Annotated in this window: 18 protein-coding genes; 12 read left to right on the top strand and 6 right to left on the bottom strand. The window is 71.8% G+C overall.

The features are described 5' to 3' along the window. Positions 1–126: 126 nt before the first annotated feature. The 3 genes from rlmKL to E4F61_RS00940 are packed head-to-tail and all read right to left on the bottom strand — an operon-like array spanning position 127 to position 3,358. On the bottom strand, positions 127–2,283 hold the full coding sequence (rlmKL, locus tag E4F61_RS00950) for a bifunctional 23S rRNA (guanine(2069)-N(7))-methyltransferase RlmK/23S rRNA (guanine(2445)-N(2))-methyltransferase RlmL (RefSeq protein ID WP_133477473.1): 2,157 nt from the start codon (positions 2,281–2,283) through the stop codon (positions 127–129). A gap of 3 nt (positions 2,284–2,286) precedes the next feature. Next, entirely contained in the window at positions 2,287–2,805 is a 519-nt protein-coding gene (locus tag E4F61_RS00945; protein WP_133477472.1) for an alpha/beta family hydrolase, read from the bottom strand. A gap of 55 nt (positions 2,806–2,860) precedes the next feature. Beyond that, positions 2,861–3,358: an MOSC domain-containing protein gene (locus tag E4F61_RS00940; protein ID WP_133477471.1), complete on the bottom strand. Its 498-nt coding sequence runs from the start codon at positions 3,356–3,358 to the stop codon at positions 2,861–2,863. A gap of 62 nt (positions 3,359–3,420) precedes the next feature. On the opposite strand from E4F61_RS00940, the gene E4F61_RS00935 reads away from it, so the two are divergent. From E4F61_RS00935 to E4F61_RS00925, 3 genes are read left to right on the top strand one after another with little or no spacing between them, the layout of a single operon-like run. Next, on the top strand, positions 3,421–4,005 hold the full coding sequence (locus E4F61_RS00935) for an N-acetylmuramoyl-L-alanine amidase (protein ID WP_133477470.1): 585 nt from the start codon (positions 3,421–3,423) through the stop codon (positions 4,003–4,005). Between the two features lie 58 nt (positions 4,006–4,063). Further along, a complete protein-coding gene (locus tag E4F61_RS00930; RefSeq protein ID WP_133477469.1) occupies positions 4,064–4,963 on the top strand; it encodes an acyl-CoA thioesterase in 900 nt (299 codons plus the stop codon). Position 4,964: 1 nt separating this feature from the next. Beyond that, positions 4,965–5,825, top strand: coding sequence for a putative signal transducing protein (locus E4F61_RS00925; RefSeq protein ID WP_133477468.1), 861 nt, complete (start codon positions 4,965–4,967; stop codon positions 5,823–5,825). 86 nt (positions 5,826–5,911) lie between these two features. Here E4F61_RS00925 and E4F61_RS00920 read toward each other — a convergent pair whose 3' ends face one another. Beyond that, positions 5,912–6,679 carry an EF-hand domain-containing protein gene (locus E4F61_RS00920; protein WP_162301351.1) on the bottom strand — a complete coding sequence of 256 codons (768 nt, stop codon included), beginning with the start codon at positions 6,677–6,679 and terminating at the stop codon, positions 5,912–5,914. Between the two features lie 126 nt (positions 6,680–6,805). On the opposite strand from E4F61_RS00920, the gene E4F61_RS00915 reads away from it, so the two are divergent. Next, positions 6,806–7,546 carry an arginyltransferase gene (locus E4F61_RS00915; RefSeq protein WP_133477466.1) on the top strand — a complete coding sequence of 247 codons (741 nt, stop codon included), beginning with the start codon at positions 6,806–6,808 and terminating at the stop codon, positions 7,544–7,546. Then, positions 7,543–8,772, top strand: coding sequence for an endonuclease/exonuclease/phosphatase family protein (locus E4F61_RS00910; protein ID WP_133477465.1), 1,230 nt, complete (start codon positions 7,543–7,545; stop codon positions 8,770–8,772). The genes E4F61_RS00915 and E4F61_RS00910 overlap by 4 nt, the downstream gene beginning before the upstream one ends. A gap of 18 nt (positions 8,773–8,790) precedes the next feature. Here the strand turns inward: E4F61_RS00910 and E4F61_RS00905 are convergent, their stop codons facing one another. Further along, positions 8,791–9,213 (bottom strand): hypothetical protein, encoded by a 423-nt coding sequence (locus E4F61_RS00905; protein ID WP_133477464.1) that lies wholly within the window; start codon positions 9,211–9,213, stop codon positions 8,791–8,793. A 13-nt stretch (positions 9,214–9,226) separates the two neighbouring features. Further along, positions 9,227–10,426: a formate-dependent phosphoribosylglycinamide formyltransferase gene (gene purT, locus E4F61_RS00900; RefSeq protein WP_133477463.1), complete on the bottom strand. Its 1,200-nt coding sequence runs from the start codon at positions 10,424–10,426 to the stop codon at positions 9,227–9,229. Positions 10,427–10,548: 122 nt separating this feature from the next. Here purT and E4F61_RS00895 point away from each other — a divergent pair, with 122 nt between their 5' ends. The 7 genes from E4F61_RS00895 to E4F61_RS00865 are packed head-to-tail and all read left to right on the top strand — an operon-like array spanning position 10,549 to position 15,198. Then, positions 10,549–11,481 (top strand): hypothetical protein, encoded by a 933-nt coding sequence (locus tag E4F61_RS00895; protein ID WP_133477462.1) that lies wholly within the window; start codon positions 10,549–10,551, stop codon positions 11,479–11,481. A 48-nt stretch (positions 11,482–11,529) separates the two neighbouring features. Further along, positions 11,530–12,393, top strand: a complete 864-nt coding sequence (locus tag E4F61_RS00890) for an SPFH domain-containing protein (RefSeq protein WP_133477461.1) — start codon at positions 11,530–11,532, stop codon at positions 12,391–12,393. Further along, positions 12,393–12,695: a hypothetical protein gene (locus E4F61_RS00885; protein ID WP_133477460.1), complete on the top strand. Its 303-nt coding sequence runs from the start codon at positions 12,393–12,395 to the stop codon at positions 12,693–12,695. Before E4F61_RS00890 ends, E4F61_RS00885 begins: the two co-directional genes overlap by 1 nt. Continuing rightward, positions 12,692–12,892, top strand: a complete 201-nt coding sequence (locus E4F61_RS00880) for a type II toxin-antitoxin system antitoxin (RefSeq protein ID WP_133477459.1) — start codon at positions 12,692–12,694, stop codon at positions 12,890–12,892. The genes E4F61_RS00885 and E4F61_RS00880 overlap by 4 nt, the downstream gene beginning before the upstream one ends. Continuing rightward, the gene (locus E4F61_RS00875) at positions 12,882–13,064 is read left to right on the top strand and encodes a DUF4177 domain-containing protein (protein ID WP_162301350.1); all 183 of its coding nucleotides are present in this window, start codon (positions 12,882–12,884) and stop codon (positions 13,062–13,064) included. The genes E4F61_RS00880 and E4F61_RS00875 overlap by 11 nt, the downstream gene beginning before the upstream one ends. 1 nt (position 13,065) lies before the next feature. After that, on the top strand, positions 13,066–14,400 hold the full coding sequence (locus E4F61_RS00870) for an alpha/beta hydrolase (RefSeq protein WP_133477457.1): 1,335 nt from the start codon (positions 13,066–13,068) through the stop codon (positions 14,398–14,400). A gap of 9 nt (positions 14,401–14,409) precedes the next feature. Beyond that, positions 14,410–15,198: a M15 family metallopeptidase gene (locus E4F61_RS00865; protein ID WP_133477456.1), complete on the top strand. Its 789-nt coding sequence runs from the start codon at positions 14,410–14,412 to the stop codon at positions 15,196–15,198. The last annotated feature ends 49 nt before the right edge of the window (positions 15,199–15,247 follow it).

The raw sequence follows: 15,247 nt of genomic DNA, 5'->3' as shown, positions 1-15,247 counted from the left end.
TTCCAGCAGCGGCGTAAGGCCTACAAGATGGCCCCGCGAACGGCAAAACGAAGTGCGCACGGGGCGCACGTTTCGTTCCATCCATGGGCCGGGCCGGGGCCCCGAGGCTACTGCGGCCTCGCGGCGCTACCGCGCGGTGATGCGCCAGCAGCGGTGGATGCGCGCGTCGCGCTCGAAATCCGGCGGAATCGTCGATGCGCTGATGTCCTCGACGTTCGCGAACGCGCCCACCTGCGCCTCGTCCAGCTTGAAGCGGCGGTAGTTGTTCGAGAAATACAGCACGCCGCCGGGCGCCAGGCGCGCGACCGCCGCGCGCAGCATGCGTACGTGCACGGCCTGCACGTCGAAGTCGCTCGCCCGCTTGGAATTCGAGAACGTCGGCGGATCGCAGAACACGAGGTCGTACTGGCCGGCGTCGCCCTCCAGCCAGGCGATCGCGTCGGCCTGCACCAGCCGATGCTTCGCGCCGCCGAGGCCGTTTTCCTGCAGGTTGTCGGCGCACCACTCCAGGTAGGTCCCGGACAGGTCGACCGTCGTGGTCGTGCGCGCGCCACCCAGCCCTGCATGCACCGTCGCCGCGCCGGTGTAGCCGAACAGGTTGAGGAAGCGCGTATCCCGCGCGTCCTCGAACAGCCGCAGGCGCATCGGGCGATGGTCGAGGAACAGGCCGGTGTCGAGGTAATCGAACAGGTTCACGCGCAGCCGCGCGCGGCCCTCGCGCACCACGACGAACTCGCCGCGGCGGTCGAAATGCCCGTACTTGCTGCCGCCCTTGCCGCGCTCGCGCGTCTTCAACGCGACGTTGTCGCGCGGAACGGCGAACACCTCGCGCGCGGCGTTGAGCAGCTCGTTGCGGCGACGGCGCGTGTCGGCCTCGGGGATGTCGGCCGGCGCGGCGTATTCCTGCACGTGCAGGAACGTGCGCGGCTCGCGCTCGTCGGTGGTGTAGACGTCGATGGCGGCGGCGTATTCCGGCAGGTCGGCATCGTAGGCGCGGAAGCAGGTGACGCCTTCGCGCTCGCGCCAGGCCTTGAGCTTGCGCAGGTTCTTGCGCAGGCGGTTGGCGACCATCTCCGCGCCCGCCGACAGCGTCACCGATTCGACCGGCACCGCGCTGGGCGCCCGGCCGATCGGGTCGACGGTGAGCAGCACGGTCTCAATCGCGCCGTTGAACAGCTTGTAGGCCTTCTTCGCCCGCAGGCCGGTCGCGCGCGCCAGCGTTTCGTCGCCGCAGAGCAGGCTCGCGCGCCACGTCGGCACCGCGCGGCGGAGCGCGTCGCCGAGCGCGCGGTACAGCGCGGGGTCCGCCGCCAGGCGCGCGTCGTAGGGCGGGTTCGTCGCGACGAGGCCGCCCGCTTCGGCGACCTGCGCCGTGAGCGTCGCGCCCGTGTCGCGCACGTCGGCGACCTGCCAGTCGATGACGTCCACCAGGCCCGCGGTGATCGCGTTCTCGCGCGCCGCGCGGATCGCTTCGGGGTCCAGGTCGCGGCCGAAGAACGCCGGGCGCAGCGCGGCGCGCCCGACGGCCTCGCGCTGGATGGCATCGACCTGGATGTCGGACCACGCCGTCGCGTCGAAACCCGACCAGCGGGTCGGCGCGGCGTCGCCATGGCGCAGCAGGCCGGGCGCGACATCCGCCGCCATCAGCGCGCCCTCGATCAGCAGCGTGCCGCTGCCGCACATCGGGTCGAGCAGCGAGCCGCCGTCGCGGTACGCGTCGAGCCAGCGCCCGCGCATGAGTACCGCGGCCGCCAGGTTCTCCTTGAGCGGCGCATCGACCTGCCGGCGGCGCCAGCCGCGGCGATGCATGGGCCGGCCCGACAGATCGATCGACAGGATCGCCCGGGCCTTGCGGACCACGAGGTTGATGCGCACGTCGGGCTGCTCGAGATCGACGTCGGGACGCGCGCCGGTGGCGGCGCGCAACGTATCGACGATCGCGTCCTTGACGCGCTGCGCAGCGTACTGCGCATGGTTCAGCGCACCGCCGCCGCCGACGTGCGCGTCGACCGCGATCGTCGCGTTCGGCGGCACGTGCGCGGCCCAGTCGACATCCATCGCCCCGGCGTAGAGCGCGTGCTCGTCGGCGCAGTCGAATTCGGTCAGCGGCCACAGGATGCGGCTGGCGAGCCGCGACCACATCACCGCGCGCTGCGCATCGGCGAGCGAGCCCTCGACGTTGGCGCCGGCGGTGGTCGCGGTGGCATGCGCGCAGCCGAGCGCGATCAGCTCGTCGACGAGCAGATATTCGAGGCCCTTGCCGCAGCTGGCGAAGAAACGCATCGGTCAGAGCCTTTCGAGGAGCGCGGCGAACGCATGGGCGCTCGCGTCGACGTGGTGGGACAAGCGGTGGCCGTCGTCGACCAGCAGCAGCGTCGCGCGGCGGCGGTGCGCCCAGGCGACGACGTCGTCGGCGGGGATCAGCTCGTCGTCCCAGCCGTGGACGATCGAGGTCGGGACATGCGCTGCCTCGAGCGGGTGCTCGGCATTCAACCGCACCGGCGGCGCCATTAGGAACAGGCCGCGCACCGGCGCCTGCAGCGACACGTGGCCGCTGATCCATGCGCCCAGGCTCGACCCCGCGAGCACCACCGGCGCGGTGGCGGCGCGCACGCGCTCGCGCAGGCGCTGCACGCGCGCGGCCACGTCGCCCAGCGGGCTCACGTGGCGCATCGCGTCGAGGTCGGTGTAGTCCGGTCGTTCATGGCTGAATCCCAATCGCTCGGCGGCATCGGCCAGCGCCGTCACCTTGGTGGCGTCCGGGCCGCTCTCGAAGCCGTGGGAAAGGATGCAGTGTCCGCGCATGGGGCCGTCAAACCGGGGAGGACGGGCATTGTCGCCGGTTCGCGCGGACGGCGCGTCAGTCGACGTGCACCACCGGGTCGCCGCGACGGATCCAGCCGCCTTCCACGACGCGAGCGCACAGCCCGCCATGGCCCCGCATCGCGTTGTAGGCGCCCTCGCCCAGCGCCGCTTCCATCTTCGAGCACGGGTCGCAGGGCCCGGTGCCTTCGAACAGCGCCTCGCCGATGCGGAAGCGCCGGCCCTTCAGCGCGATCAGCGGAATGCCGGCGACGACCACGTTGCGGCGCAGTTGCATTGGGTCGAGCCCGTCCAGGCCGGAAAGCGCGGCGATCACCGGCAGGTGCTCGGCCTGGATCAGCGTGACGCCGCGGCTGCCGCTGCGTCCGGCGTAGCGATCGCCCACGACGCCGCGGCCCTCGACGGCCTCGATCGCCTCGCGCGGTTCGACGGGCGCATCGCGCGCAGGGCGCACGCCGAGCCATTCGACGCGGCCGGCGCGTGGAAACCGGGACATCAGCGCGCCGAGCTGGGATCGGTCGGGAAATCGATTCATGCCGCCGGACTCTAGGACCGATCCGGTGAACGGGGGCGCGTCGCCCGCGCTAGCATCGCGCCATGCTCCCCGACCTGCCGCCGCTTGCCGTCCAGCTCGACCCCCTGCCCTACGAGGCGCGCCTGGAGGCGCGGCCGCTGTCGCAGGTCGACCTGGTGGTCATCCACTGCACCGAGGTGCCCACCCTCGCCGAATCGCGGGCATTCGGCGAGCAAGTGCTGTACGAGGCCAGCGGCACCGGCAACAGCGGGCACTTCTACATCGACCGCGACGGCTCGCTCACGCAGTACGTCGCCATCGAGCGCGTGGCCAACCACACGCGCGGGTACAACCCGCGCTCGATCGGCATCGAACTGGTCAACACCGGCCGCTACCCGCGCTGGTTCGACAGCGCCCACCAGGCGATGGACGAGCCCTACACGCCGGCGCAGATCGACACGCTGGTCGCGCTGTTGCAGGGGTTGGCCGCCGAGCATCCCGGCCTGCATTTCGTCGCGGGGCACGAGGACCTCGATACCGCGATGGTGGCGGCCAGCGACGATCCGTCGAAGCAGGTGCGACGCAAGCGCGACCCGGGCCCGCTGTTCCCGTGGGACTACGTGCTCTCGCGCGTGCCGCTGAAACGCTTCGAGCCGCCCGCGTCCTGACCGGGCGCGCGGAACCCGGCCGGTATACTCGGCAGCCATTCCGCACGGCGTTCCGCGCATGACCTCCCCGGTGTCCGAACTGATCGAGCTGCTCGCGGTGGAGCGGCTGGAAGACAACATCTTCCGCGGCCAGAGCCGCGACATCGGCACCAAGTACGTCTTCGGCGGGCAGGTGCTCGGGCAGGCGCTGTCGGCTGCGCAGAACACTATGGACTCGGCGAAGGACCCGCGCGCCGCGCATTCGCTGCACGCCTACTTCCTGCGCGCCGGCGACATCGAGGCACCGATCCTCTACATGGTCGACCGCACGCGCGACGGCGGGAGCTTCTCGGTGCGCCGCGTGACGGCGATCCAGCACGGCCAGCCGATCCTGTTCCTGGCCGCGTCGTTCCAGCACGAGGAGTCCGGCAGCGAACACCAGCTGTCGATGCCCGAGGTGCCGCAGCCCGAGGACGTCGAGCACGATCATGCGGTGCCGCCCGAAGTGCTGGCGCGCCTGCCGACCAAGGTGCAGCGCTGGCTCTCGCGGCAGGGGCCGTTCGAGTTCCGCCATGTCTATCCGCGCGACGAACTCAAGCCGCCCAAGCGCCCGCCGTACCAGCAGGTCTGGTTCCGGCTCAGCGAGAAGGTGGGCGACGAGCCGGAATTGCACCGCGCGCTGCTGACCTATGCATCGGACTTCCACCTGCTGGGCACGGCCACCTTCCCGCACGGCATCAGCTACTACCAGCCGAACGTGCAGATGGCCTCGCTCGACCACGCGCTCTGGTTCCACCGCCCGTTCCGCGCCGACGACTGGCTGCTGTATTCCATCGACAGCCCCAGCGCGCAGGGCGCGCGCGGCCTCGCCCGCGGCATGATCTACGACCGCGAGGGCCGCCTCGTGGCGAGCACCGCGCAGGAAGGCATGATCCGCGTGCTCACCGACGCGCCCGCGCGCGGCCCGATGGTCGGCTGACGTGCGGCAGGTCTTCTCCAGCGCCCGCCTCGAGAACGTCGAACGCGTCGCCGACATGCTGCGCGAGGCCGGCATCGAGGTGCGCATCACCGACGGCCGCTCCTACAAGGGCGCGCGCCGCACCACGGTGAGTTATCGCGACACCGGCGATACCGCGCGCCCAGCCGTGTGGATCGTGCATTCGGAGGACGCGACGCGAGCGCGGGAGATCCTGCGCGAGGCCGGCCTCATCGATTCGACGCGACCGGGCGCCGCGAAGCTCACGGTCCGCTCGGAGTTCGGCGACGATGCGGCGCGCACGCCGGCCCAGAAGCGCGCGACGCGCATCAAGGTGGCATTGCTGATCGGCATCGTGATCGTCATCGCGTTCGAGTTCATGCATGCCGCGCGCAAGCCGGCCGTGGCCCCGGTCGCAGCCGTGGCGCCGAAGGCGCCCGTCGCGCAGCCGGCCACCGGGCCGTTCGATGGACGTGTCGCGGCGACGCCCGCCGCGCTTGCGCAGGCGGTGCTGCAGAAGGAAATCGCGGGCGTCGACACGCCGGTCGCCTGCATCGCGGTCGACGGGCGCGATCCGCCGGCGGCGGTGCTGGCAGCCGTGCGCGCGCCTGCGGGCGTCGTGCCCGTCCCCGCTTCGCAATGCCAGCGCATCGCCGACGAGGATCGCGGCAGCGTGCACCGCGCGACCGGCCGCAAGGCGACCATGATCGACGTGGAGCATTTCCGCCCGTCGTCGCCGGATGCCGGCACGATCGAATACAACGCCTACCACCACCGCATGTGGGCGAAGTACAAAACGCTCGATGTCCGGCGCAGCGGCGGGCAGTGGCAGGTGGCGCGCACGGTGAAGGTGGTCGCGCCCTGACCGGAGGCGGCGCGTTCCGGGACGCGCCACAAAAAAAGGCCCGCGTCCCCCGACGCGGGCCCACGCACCGATCGTTGCGCGGCTGATCAGCCCGCGCCGCCGGAAGCCGTGCCGTTCGGACGCTGCTCGCGCATGCGCTTGAACGCGGCGCGCGCCTCGTCGCGATCGACGAAGCCGTCGCGATTGGCGTCGAGCTGGTCGAACTTCTGCGCCATCGGCGTGCTGCCGGCCTCGGCGCGGCTCAGGCGACCGTCGTGGTCGGTGTCCAGCTGGGCCATGCGGCCGCCCTTTCCGCCGTGCTGCGGGCGCTCGCTCTTGTCGAGGCGGCCGTCACGATTCTTGTCGAGCTGGTCGAACTTCTGCGCGAAGCCCGGCACCTTGGCGGCTTCGCTGCGATCGATCGCGCCATCGTTGTTGGCGTCCAGCTTGGCGAAGCCGCCGCCGTGGTGCATGCCGCCCATGCGGTGCTGCGGCCGCTCGGACGCATCGATGCGGCCGTCGCGGTTCTTGTCGAACTGGTCGAATTTCTGCGCGAAGCCGGGGTGCTTGGCTGCTTCCGTGCGATCGATGGCGCCGTCGCCGTTCGCGTCGAGCTTGGCGAAGCCACCGCCGTGCATGCCGCGCTGCGGGCGTTCGGTCTTGTCGATGCGACCGTCGCGGTTTTTGTCGAGCTGGTCGAACCGCTGCGCCAGGTGCGGACGCGCGGCCGCTTCGGCGCGGTCGATGACGCCATCGCCGTTCGCGTCGAGCTTGGCATGCGGCGCCTTCACGGGCGCGGGGGCCGGGGCGGCGATCGCGACGCCGGCCGCCAGGACGGAGGCGACAGCAAGGAACAGGAGGTTGGACTGCTTCACGTAGGTGCTCCGGTAGGTCAGGCGCGTGCGCCGATGCACGTGGAAACGCCCGGCCAGCGCGGCGGTTGACGGAGGGCCGTGCGCGTTCAGCCGCGGGCCAGCCGCAGCGGGCGCTATGCTGCCGGCATGGGTACCCCGCCGGCGCGCGAAGGCGACGATCTCCGCCTGTTCCACACGGGCCTGCACGATTGCGGCTACTGGCCCGACCGGCAGGCGCGCGACCTCGTGCTCGATCCGCGCGATCCCCGCCTTCCGGAGTGGTACGCGCTGGCGCTGGGCTGGGGCTTCCGCCGCTCGGGCGACATCGTCTACCGGCCGCACTGCGGCACCTGCCGCGCCTGCACGCCGGTGCGCATCCCCGTGGCCGCGTTCAGCCCCAACCGCGCGCAGCGCAAAGCGCTTCGCCGCAACAGCGACCTGGTCATGCGCATCTGCCCGGCCGAGCGCGGCGACGAACACCTCGCCCTTTACCAGCGCTACCTCGCCGCACGCCACGCCGGCGGCGGCATGGACGACCACGGCGGCCCGGAATTCGACCAGTTCCTCGTCGGCCGCTGGAGCAGGACGCGCTTCCTCGAGTTCCGCACCGCGACCGACCACACGCTGCTCGCGGTCGCGGTGACCGACATGACGCCCGACGCGTTGTCGGCCGTCTACACGTTCTACGACCCCGAGCATGCCGATCGCGGCCTCGGTACCTACGCGATCCTGCGGCAGCTCGAATGGGCGGCGCAGGAAGGCCGCGACCATCTCTATCTCGGCTACTGGATCGCCGGGCACGCGAAGATGGACTACAAGCGCCGCTTCCGTCCGCTGGAAGCCTTCGATGGCCGCCAGTGGCTGCCCTTCCCCGACGAGACGCCATGACCCGACTGCTGACCACCGCGCTGCTCGTCGCAGCGCTGATCCTGCTCGCCGCCTGCGTGCGCGTCCGCGTGCAGGGCGACCGCGAGCAGTGGGCGCGCGACATGCGCGCGAACGGCGTGGCGGCGCTGCGCATCGCCACGTACAACACCTCGCTCAACGACGACCGCGCGGGTGGGCTCATCGAACGGCTCGAAGCCGGCGACGGCAACGCGCGCAAGGTCGCCGCGGTGCTGCAGCGCGTGCGCCCGGACATCGTGCTGCTCAACGAGTTCGACTTCGACCCGCAGCACCGCGCGGCCGACCTGTTCCAGCAGCGCTACCTCGGCGTCGCCCAGCCCGGCGGCGGCGACGCGCTCGCGTATCCGTACCGCTTCCTCGCGCCGGTGAACACGGGCGTGCCGAGCGGCTTCGACCTCGATCGCAACGGCCGCGTCGGCGGCGCGGGGCGCGACGCCGGCAACGATGCCTGGGGCTTCGGCCTGCATCCCGGCCAGTACGGCATGCTGGTGCTCTCGCGCTACCCGATCGACACGCCCGACGTGCGCACCTTCCAGCATCTGCTGTGGAAGAACCTGCCGAACGCGCGCGCGCCGCGCGATCCGGAAAGCGGCGCCCCCTGGTATTCGGCCGAGACCTGGGCGCATTTCCCGCTGTCGTCGAAATCGCACTGGGACGTGCCGGTGCGCACGCCGCTCGGGCGGATCCACGTGCTGGCCGCGCATCCGACGCCGCCGGTGTTCGACGGCCCGGAGAACCGCAACGGCCTGCGCAACTTCGACGAGATCCGGCTCTGGGCCGAGTACCTCACGCCGGGCGAGAAGCCGTGGCTCTGCGACGACCGCGGCCGGTGCGGCGGCCTCGCGGCGGATGCCTCGTTCGTGATCCTCGGCGACCACAACGCGGATCCGGTCGATGGCGACGGCGAGCCCGGCGCGATCCTGCAGGTGCTGAACCATCCCCGCGTCAACCGCGGCGTCGCGCCGACCAGCGAAGGCGGGCCGGAGCGCGCCCGCGCGTACGGCTTTCCGCGCAAGGGCGACATCGCCACGCATACCGGCGACTTCGGCCCGAACGCGGGCACGCTGAGGCTCGACTACGTGCTGCCCTCGCGTGACCTGCCGGTGCGCGGCGGCGGCATCTTCTGGCCCGCGAAGGGGCAGCCGGGCAGCGAGTTGCTCGATGCCAGCGACCACCACCTGGTCTGGCTGGACATCGCGCCGCGCTGAGGCGGCGCGCCGGAACGATCAGCCTTCGGGCGATCCGTCGGCCTTGTCGTCGACCGCCGCGTTCGCGCCGCTCTTGCCGCCCGACTGCGGCGTCGCAGTGGACGGCGTGCGCGGCGCCGGCGCATCGGGGCCCACCACCGGCAGCGCGGTCAGGCCGGGCTCGAGCGTCCGGGCGGCGAAGCCGAACGCGGTGTCGCTGTGGCTGGACACGATCATCCGCACCATGCCCACCGGCACCATCAATTCCGTCTCCGCCTCGTCGCCGCGCGCGTCCTTGCCGACGATCGTCATCTCCACGAATGAGCCCGCGGTGTCCACCGCCTGGCAGGCGATGTACACGCCCGTCGGGCTCTCGAGCAGGTACGGCTTGATCGCTTCGCCCAGCGCTTCCTGCGCCTGCTCGTACAGGTAGACGGCGTAGCCGGTGGTCTGTTCGGTCATGCGGTGCGGCTCCTCATTCGAGTTCGATGTCGATGGCGGCGGCGGATTGCCGCGCACGTTCGCGGGCATCCTCCACGTCGCTGCCGAGCGCGAGCGTGACGGCCACGCGCCGCTGCCCCGCCACGCGCGGCTTGCCGAACAGGCGCAGGTGCGTGTCCGGATGCGACAGCGCATCGCCGAGGTTGGCGAACACCGGCACGCCATGGCCTTCGGCCAGCACCGCGCACGACGCCGCCGGCCCGTACTCGCGGATCGCCGGGATCGGCAGGCCGAGGATCGCGCGGGCGTGCAGCGCGAATTCGCTCAGGTCCTGCGAGACGAGCGTGACCAGCCCGGTGTCGTGCGGACGCGGCGAGACTTCGCTGAACCACACGTCGTCGCCGCGCACGAACAGCTCGACGCCGAACACGCCCCAGCCGCCGAGTTCGTCGGTGATCGCGCGGGCGATGCGCTGCGAGGCCGCGAGCGCGCGCGTGCTCATGGCCTGCGGCATCCAGCTCTCGCGATAGTCGCCATCGCGCTGCAGGTGACCGATCGGCGCGCAGAACGTGGTGCCGCCCACATGGCGCACCGTGAGCAGCGTGATCTCGTAGTCGAACTCGACGAAACCCTCGACGATGACGCGCCCGGCACCGGCGCGGCCGCCGGTCTGCGCGTAGTCCCAGGCGCGGTCTACCTCGCCGTCCACGCGCACGGTCGACTGGCCCTTGCCGGACGATGACATCACGGGCTTCACCACGCAGGGCAGGCCGATGGCCGCGATCGCGTCGCGATATTCCTCGTAGGTGTCGACGAAGCGGTAGGGCGAGGTCGGCAGCTCCAGCGTCTCGGCGGCGAGCCGCCGGATGCCCTCGCGATCCATTGTCAGCCACGCGGCACGGGCCGTGGGCACGATGCGGGTCGGCGTGCCGTCCTCGCGGTAGCGCAGTTCCAGTTCGACCAGCGTCTGCGTGTGGATCGCCTCGATCTCCGGGACGATCAGGTGCGGCTTTTCGAGCTCGACCAGCCGGCGGATCGCCTCGCCGTCCAGCATGTCGAGCACGTGGCTGCGATGCGCGACCTGCATCGCCGGCGCCGCGTCGTACCGATCCGCGGCGATCACCTCGCAGCCGAAGCGCTGCAGCTCGATCGCGACCTCCTTGCCCAGCTCGCCCGAGCCCAGCAGCAGCACGCGCGTGGCGCGGGGAGAGAGCGGCGTTCCGATCGTCGGCATGGCGGCGGCGTCCTGCGGGAAGCGCACAGTCTAGGACGGCGGCACCGCACGGGCACGCACGGGACGTTGCGTCGGCGCCGCGTCATCGAAGTGCATGCGCCCCGCATGCGATGCTTGCACCGATGGCTCCTTGGCTGATCCATGCGCGGCTTCGCGGCGGCATGGCGGGCGTTCTCGCGCTCGCCCTCGCGGCCTGCACGCGCGCGTCCCCTACCGCGGGCGACGCGCGCGTGAGCGGCCTGATGCTGGATCCGCAACTGCGCGAGACGAGCGGCCTCGCCGTCTCGATCCACCACCGCGACACCCTCTGGATGCACGACGACGGCGGCAACCCGCCGCGCCTGTTCGCGGTGGACCGCGACGGCGGGCGCGTGGCGACGTTTCGCGTGGAAGGCGTGCCCAAGACCGATTGGGAGGACGTGGCCGCGTTCCGCCTCGACGGCCGCGACTTCCTGATGCTGGCCGACACCGGCGACAACGGCGGCCTGCGCCGCACGCTGCAGCTGCACGCGCTGGAAGAGCCCGCGACGCTCGAGAACGCGCGCCTGAAGCCGGCCTGGTCGATCGTCTTCCGCTGGCCCGACGGCCCGCGCGACTGCGAGGCCATGGCGGTGGACGCGCGGCGCAGCGAGGTGCTGCTGATTTCCAAGCGGCGCCAGCCGCCGGAGCTGTTCCGCCTGCCGCTCAGGCCGCAGGTCGACCCGCCGGCGGTCGCCGAGCGCCTCGGCCGGCTGCGCATGCCCGCCAGCCTGGCGCCGCAGGGCGGCACCGACGAGCGCGCCCCGCTGTCGGCGCAGGTCACGGCGGCGGACATCTCGCCCGACGGCCGTCGCCTCGCCGTCATGACCTACCGCTACCTGCTGGTCTACGACCGCCGCGGCGACGAGGACTGGGCGCGCGCCATCGCCCGGCCGCCGCGCGAGATCGTGCTCCCGTGGCTGCCGCAGGCCGAGGCCATGGGCTGGGACACCGATTCCCGGCATGTCTTCGCGACCGGCGAGTTCGTGCCCGCCCCGCTGTACCGGATCGACGTGGATGCCGACGAGCGGCGATAGAGGTTGATATCGTTCTGATATCTTTCTCTCGTCCACGAGGGAACCTCCATGAAAGAGCTCCAAGCCCGTTCGCTGCCCGGCATCCCGGTCCTGCTCGCCCTGCTCGTCGCCGGCCTGGCCGACGCCGCGTTCTTCATCCACGCCGTCGCGGGCGCCTCGCCGGTCCAGTCCGTCGCGGCCGGGCTGATCGGCGTCGTGCTGTTCATCTGCCTGTTCGGCCTGTACATGCTCGAGCCGAACCAGGCCGCCGTGCTGAGCCTGTTCGGCCGCTACATCGGCAGCGACCGCGAGGCCGGCCTGCGCTGGAACATCCCCTTCTATTCGAAGAAGAAGGTGTCCCTGCGCGTGCGCAACTTCGAGAGCGGCAAGCTCAAGGTCAACGAGCTGGACGGCTCGCCGATCGAAATCGCCGCGGTGATCGTCTGGCAGGTCGCGGATAGCGCCGAGGCGGTGTTCAACGTCGACGACTACGAGAGCTTCGTGCACATCCAGGCCGAGTCGGCGCTGCGCGCGATGGCGACCAGCTACCCGTACGACCAGCACGAGGACGGCCAACTGGCGCTGCGCAGCCACGCGGCGGAGATCAGCCAGCACCTCGCCGAGGAACTGGCCGAGCGCCTCGCCGACGCCGGCGTGAAAGTCCTCGACGCGCGCATCAGCCACCTCGCCTACGCGCCGGAGATCGCCCAGGCGATGCTGCAGCGACAGCAGGCCAACGCGATCATCGCCGCGCGCACGCGCATCGTCGCCGGCGCGGTCGGCATGGTGCAGATGGCGCTGGCCGAGCTCAAGAGCAACGGCGTCGTCGACCTCGACGAGGAGCGCAAGGCGCAGATGGTGAGCAACCTGCTGGTGGTGCTGTGCGGTGAGCGCGGCACGCAGCCGGTGGTCAACGCGGGCTCGCTGTACTGATGGACGGCGGCACGATCGCACTGGCCTTCGCGCTGACCAGCGTGCCGGCGTTCCTGGTCGCGCAGTCCATCGCGCGGAGCGCGCAGCGACGCGACCCCGACCGCGCCGAATCGGGCCTGGCGCTCACGCTGGTGCGCTACATGCGCATCGTCGGCGGCGTGATGCTCGCCGGCGCGGCGGCGATGCTCTGGGCCGGCGCGGACACCCGACGCATCGTGATCGTCGTGCTCGGCGTCGCGCTGCTGGTGAATGCGATGGCCATAGCGATGCTGGTCGCGGTGGCGCGGCGCCGGCGCGGATGAGCGAGAAGAAGGCCTATCCGCTGCGCATCAACGCCGACGTGCTGTCGGCAGTGCAGCGCTGGGCCGACGACGAGCTGCGCAGCCTCAACGCGCAGATCGAATACGTGCTGCGCGATGCGCTGCGCAAGGCCGGGCGCCTGCCCCGGCCGGACGAACCGAACGAATCCGCCCCGGAGGGCGCGCCGGATGAACGCTAGTCGTTGGCAATACAAGGTCGTGGAGCTGCCGATCAAGATCTTCGGCGGCAAGCTCACCGACCGCCTGCAGGCCGAGCTCGACAGACTCGGTGCGCAGGGCTGGGAGCTCGTCTCGGTCGTGCAGGCGGCGCCGGCCGACGCCACGCGTCTGTTCTTCAAGCGGGAGGCCTGACATGCGGGGTGCCTGGAAGTCCGGCGCGGCCGTCGTCCTCGTCGTGCTGATCGCCGCCGTGGCCGGCGGCGCACGCGCAGCCACGCCGCCCGTCGACGTCGCCACGCAACTGCTCGACCGCCTCGAGGCGGGCCAGTACGACGCGGCGGAATCCGCCTTCGATTCCACCATGCAGCAGGCGGTGCCGGCGGACCGCCTCGCCGGCGTGTGGAAATCCCTGCCGCCGGCGCGAGGTCGCGGCACGCCGCAGGTGCAGCCTGTCGACGGCGGTACGCTGGTCGCCATCCCCCTGCATCGCGACGGCGCGGAACTGATCGCGCAGGTCGTGGTCGGCCCCGATGGCCGGATCACGGGCTTCCTGGTGCGGCCCGCGCCACCGCCCGCGGCCGCGGCGCCGGCGGCGGATGCGCCCTACGTCGAACGCGAGACGCAGGTCGGCACCGGCGAGCGCGCCCTGCCGGCCACGCTCACCCTGCCGCGCAGGACAGGCCCGTTCCCGGCCGTCGTGCTGGTGCACGGGTCCGGCCCGCAGGACCGCGACGAGACGATCGGCGCGAACCGACCGTTCCTCGACCTCGCCCGCGGCCTCGCGGCGCGCGGCATCGCGGTGCTGCGCTACGAGAAACGCACGCACGCGCGACCCGGCGACTTCGCCGGGCGCGACTTCACGGTCGACGACGAGACGACCGACGACGCGGTCGCCGCGATCGCGACATTGCGCACGCAGCCGGGCATCGACGCGTCGCGCCTGTTCGTGTTCGGCCATAGCCAAGGCGCGATGCTGGCGCCGCGCATCGCCGCGCGAAGCGGCCACGTGGCGGGCGTGGTCATGCTCGCGGCGCCGGCGCGTCGCCTGCTGGACCTGCTGCCCGAGCAGAACCGCTATCTGTTCGAGCTCGACGGCACGTTGGGCGACGACGAGAAGGCCGCGCTGCAGCGCATCGACTCGATGATCGCGACGGTGCGCCGAGGCGGCCCGCTCGCCGCGGCCGATGCGCCGCTTGGACTGCCGGTCGCGTACTGGAGGTCGATCGACGCGGTCGATCCCGTCGCCGATGCGCGTGGGCTGGCGCTGCCGATGCTGCTGCTGCAGGGCGGCCGCGATTTCCAGGTCACCGCCAGCGACTGGTCGCTCTGGACGTCGGCACTCGGCGCGACGCCACGCGCGGCCCTGAAGTTCTATCCCGCGCTCAATCACCTCGCGATCGCGGGCAGCGGGCCGTCGACGCTGCAGGACTATCAGGTCCCGGGCCATGTCGATGCTGGCCTGATCGGCGATGTCGCGAGCTGGATTAGCGCGCAGCCGCGCACGCCCGCGCCCGCCCCGGCCCGCTAACCTGTCGGCATGCGCGCGCGTCCGACCGTTCTGCTCAATACGCCCGAGATTGAACTCTGGCCGGCCCACCTGTTGCGCGCGCGATCGAATGCCGACGCGCGCGTGCTGGCGCGTGCCCGCCATGTGATGCGCCGCAAGCGCGACGGCCGCTTCCTCGCGGCCGCGGGCGACGCCGGCATCGACGCATTGATGCACGGCTGGCGCCGCGAGCCGGGCATGGACGTCGCCCTGCGCCGCCTGCGCGAGGTCGATGCGCCGCACCTGCACGATCGCGACCTGTCGCTGGACCGCATCGCGCACCGGCTCGACGCGCTCGGGCTCGACGCGCCGGCCTACGAATCGCGCACCGGGCTGGCGCTGGTCGCCGAACCGGCGGCACTCGCCTTCGCCGGGTTCGACCGCTACCGGCGTCCGCTGTGGCTGCGCGCGCCCGCGGCGCGGGACTGGCACCGCATGCAGGGCGCGGCGCAGCGCGAGGGCATCGTGCTCGAGGCGATCTCGGGCTACCGCAGCCACGATTACCAACTGGGCATCTTCGAGCGCAAGCGCGCGCGCGGACAGTCGGTCGAAACGATCCTGACGGTGAACGCCGCGCCCGGGTACAGCGAGCACCACTCCGGTCGCGCACTCGACATCGCCGCACCGGGCGAGCCGCCCGCCGAGGAATCCTTCGAGTCGACGTCCGCATTCGCCTGGCTGCGCGACAACGCCGCGGCCTTCGATTTCGCGATGAGCTACCCGCGCGATAACCCGCACGGCATCGTCTACGAGCCGTGGCATTGGTGCCATCGCGGCTGAGCGCGCATCCATGCGTCGGCCCGGCCAAGCGGATGGCGAGTCGAGGATC

It is taken from the genome of Cognatilysobacter segetis (genome assembly GCF_004359965.1).
Lineage (GTDB): Bacteria > Pseudomonadota > Gammaproteobacteria > Xanthomonadales > Xanthomonadaceae > Cognatilysobacter > Cognatilysobacter segetis.
The sequence above is the reverse complement of the archived record's forward strand: the minus strand, read 5'-3'. Positions and strand labels throughout refer to the sequence as shown.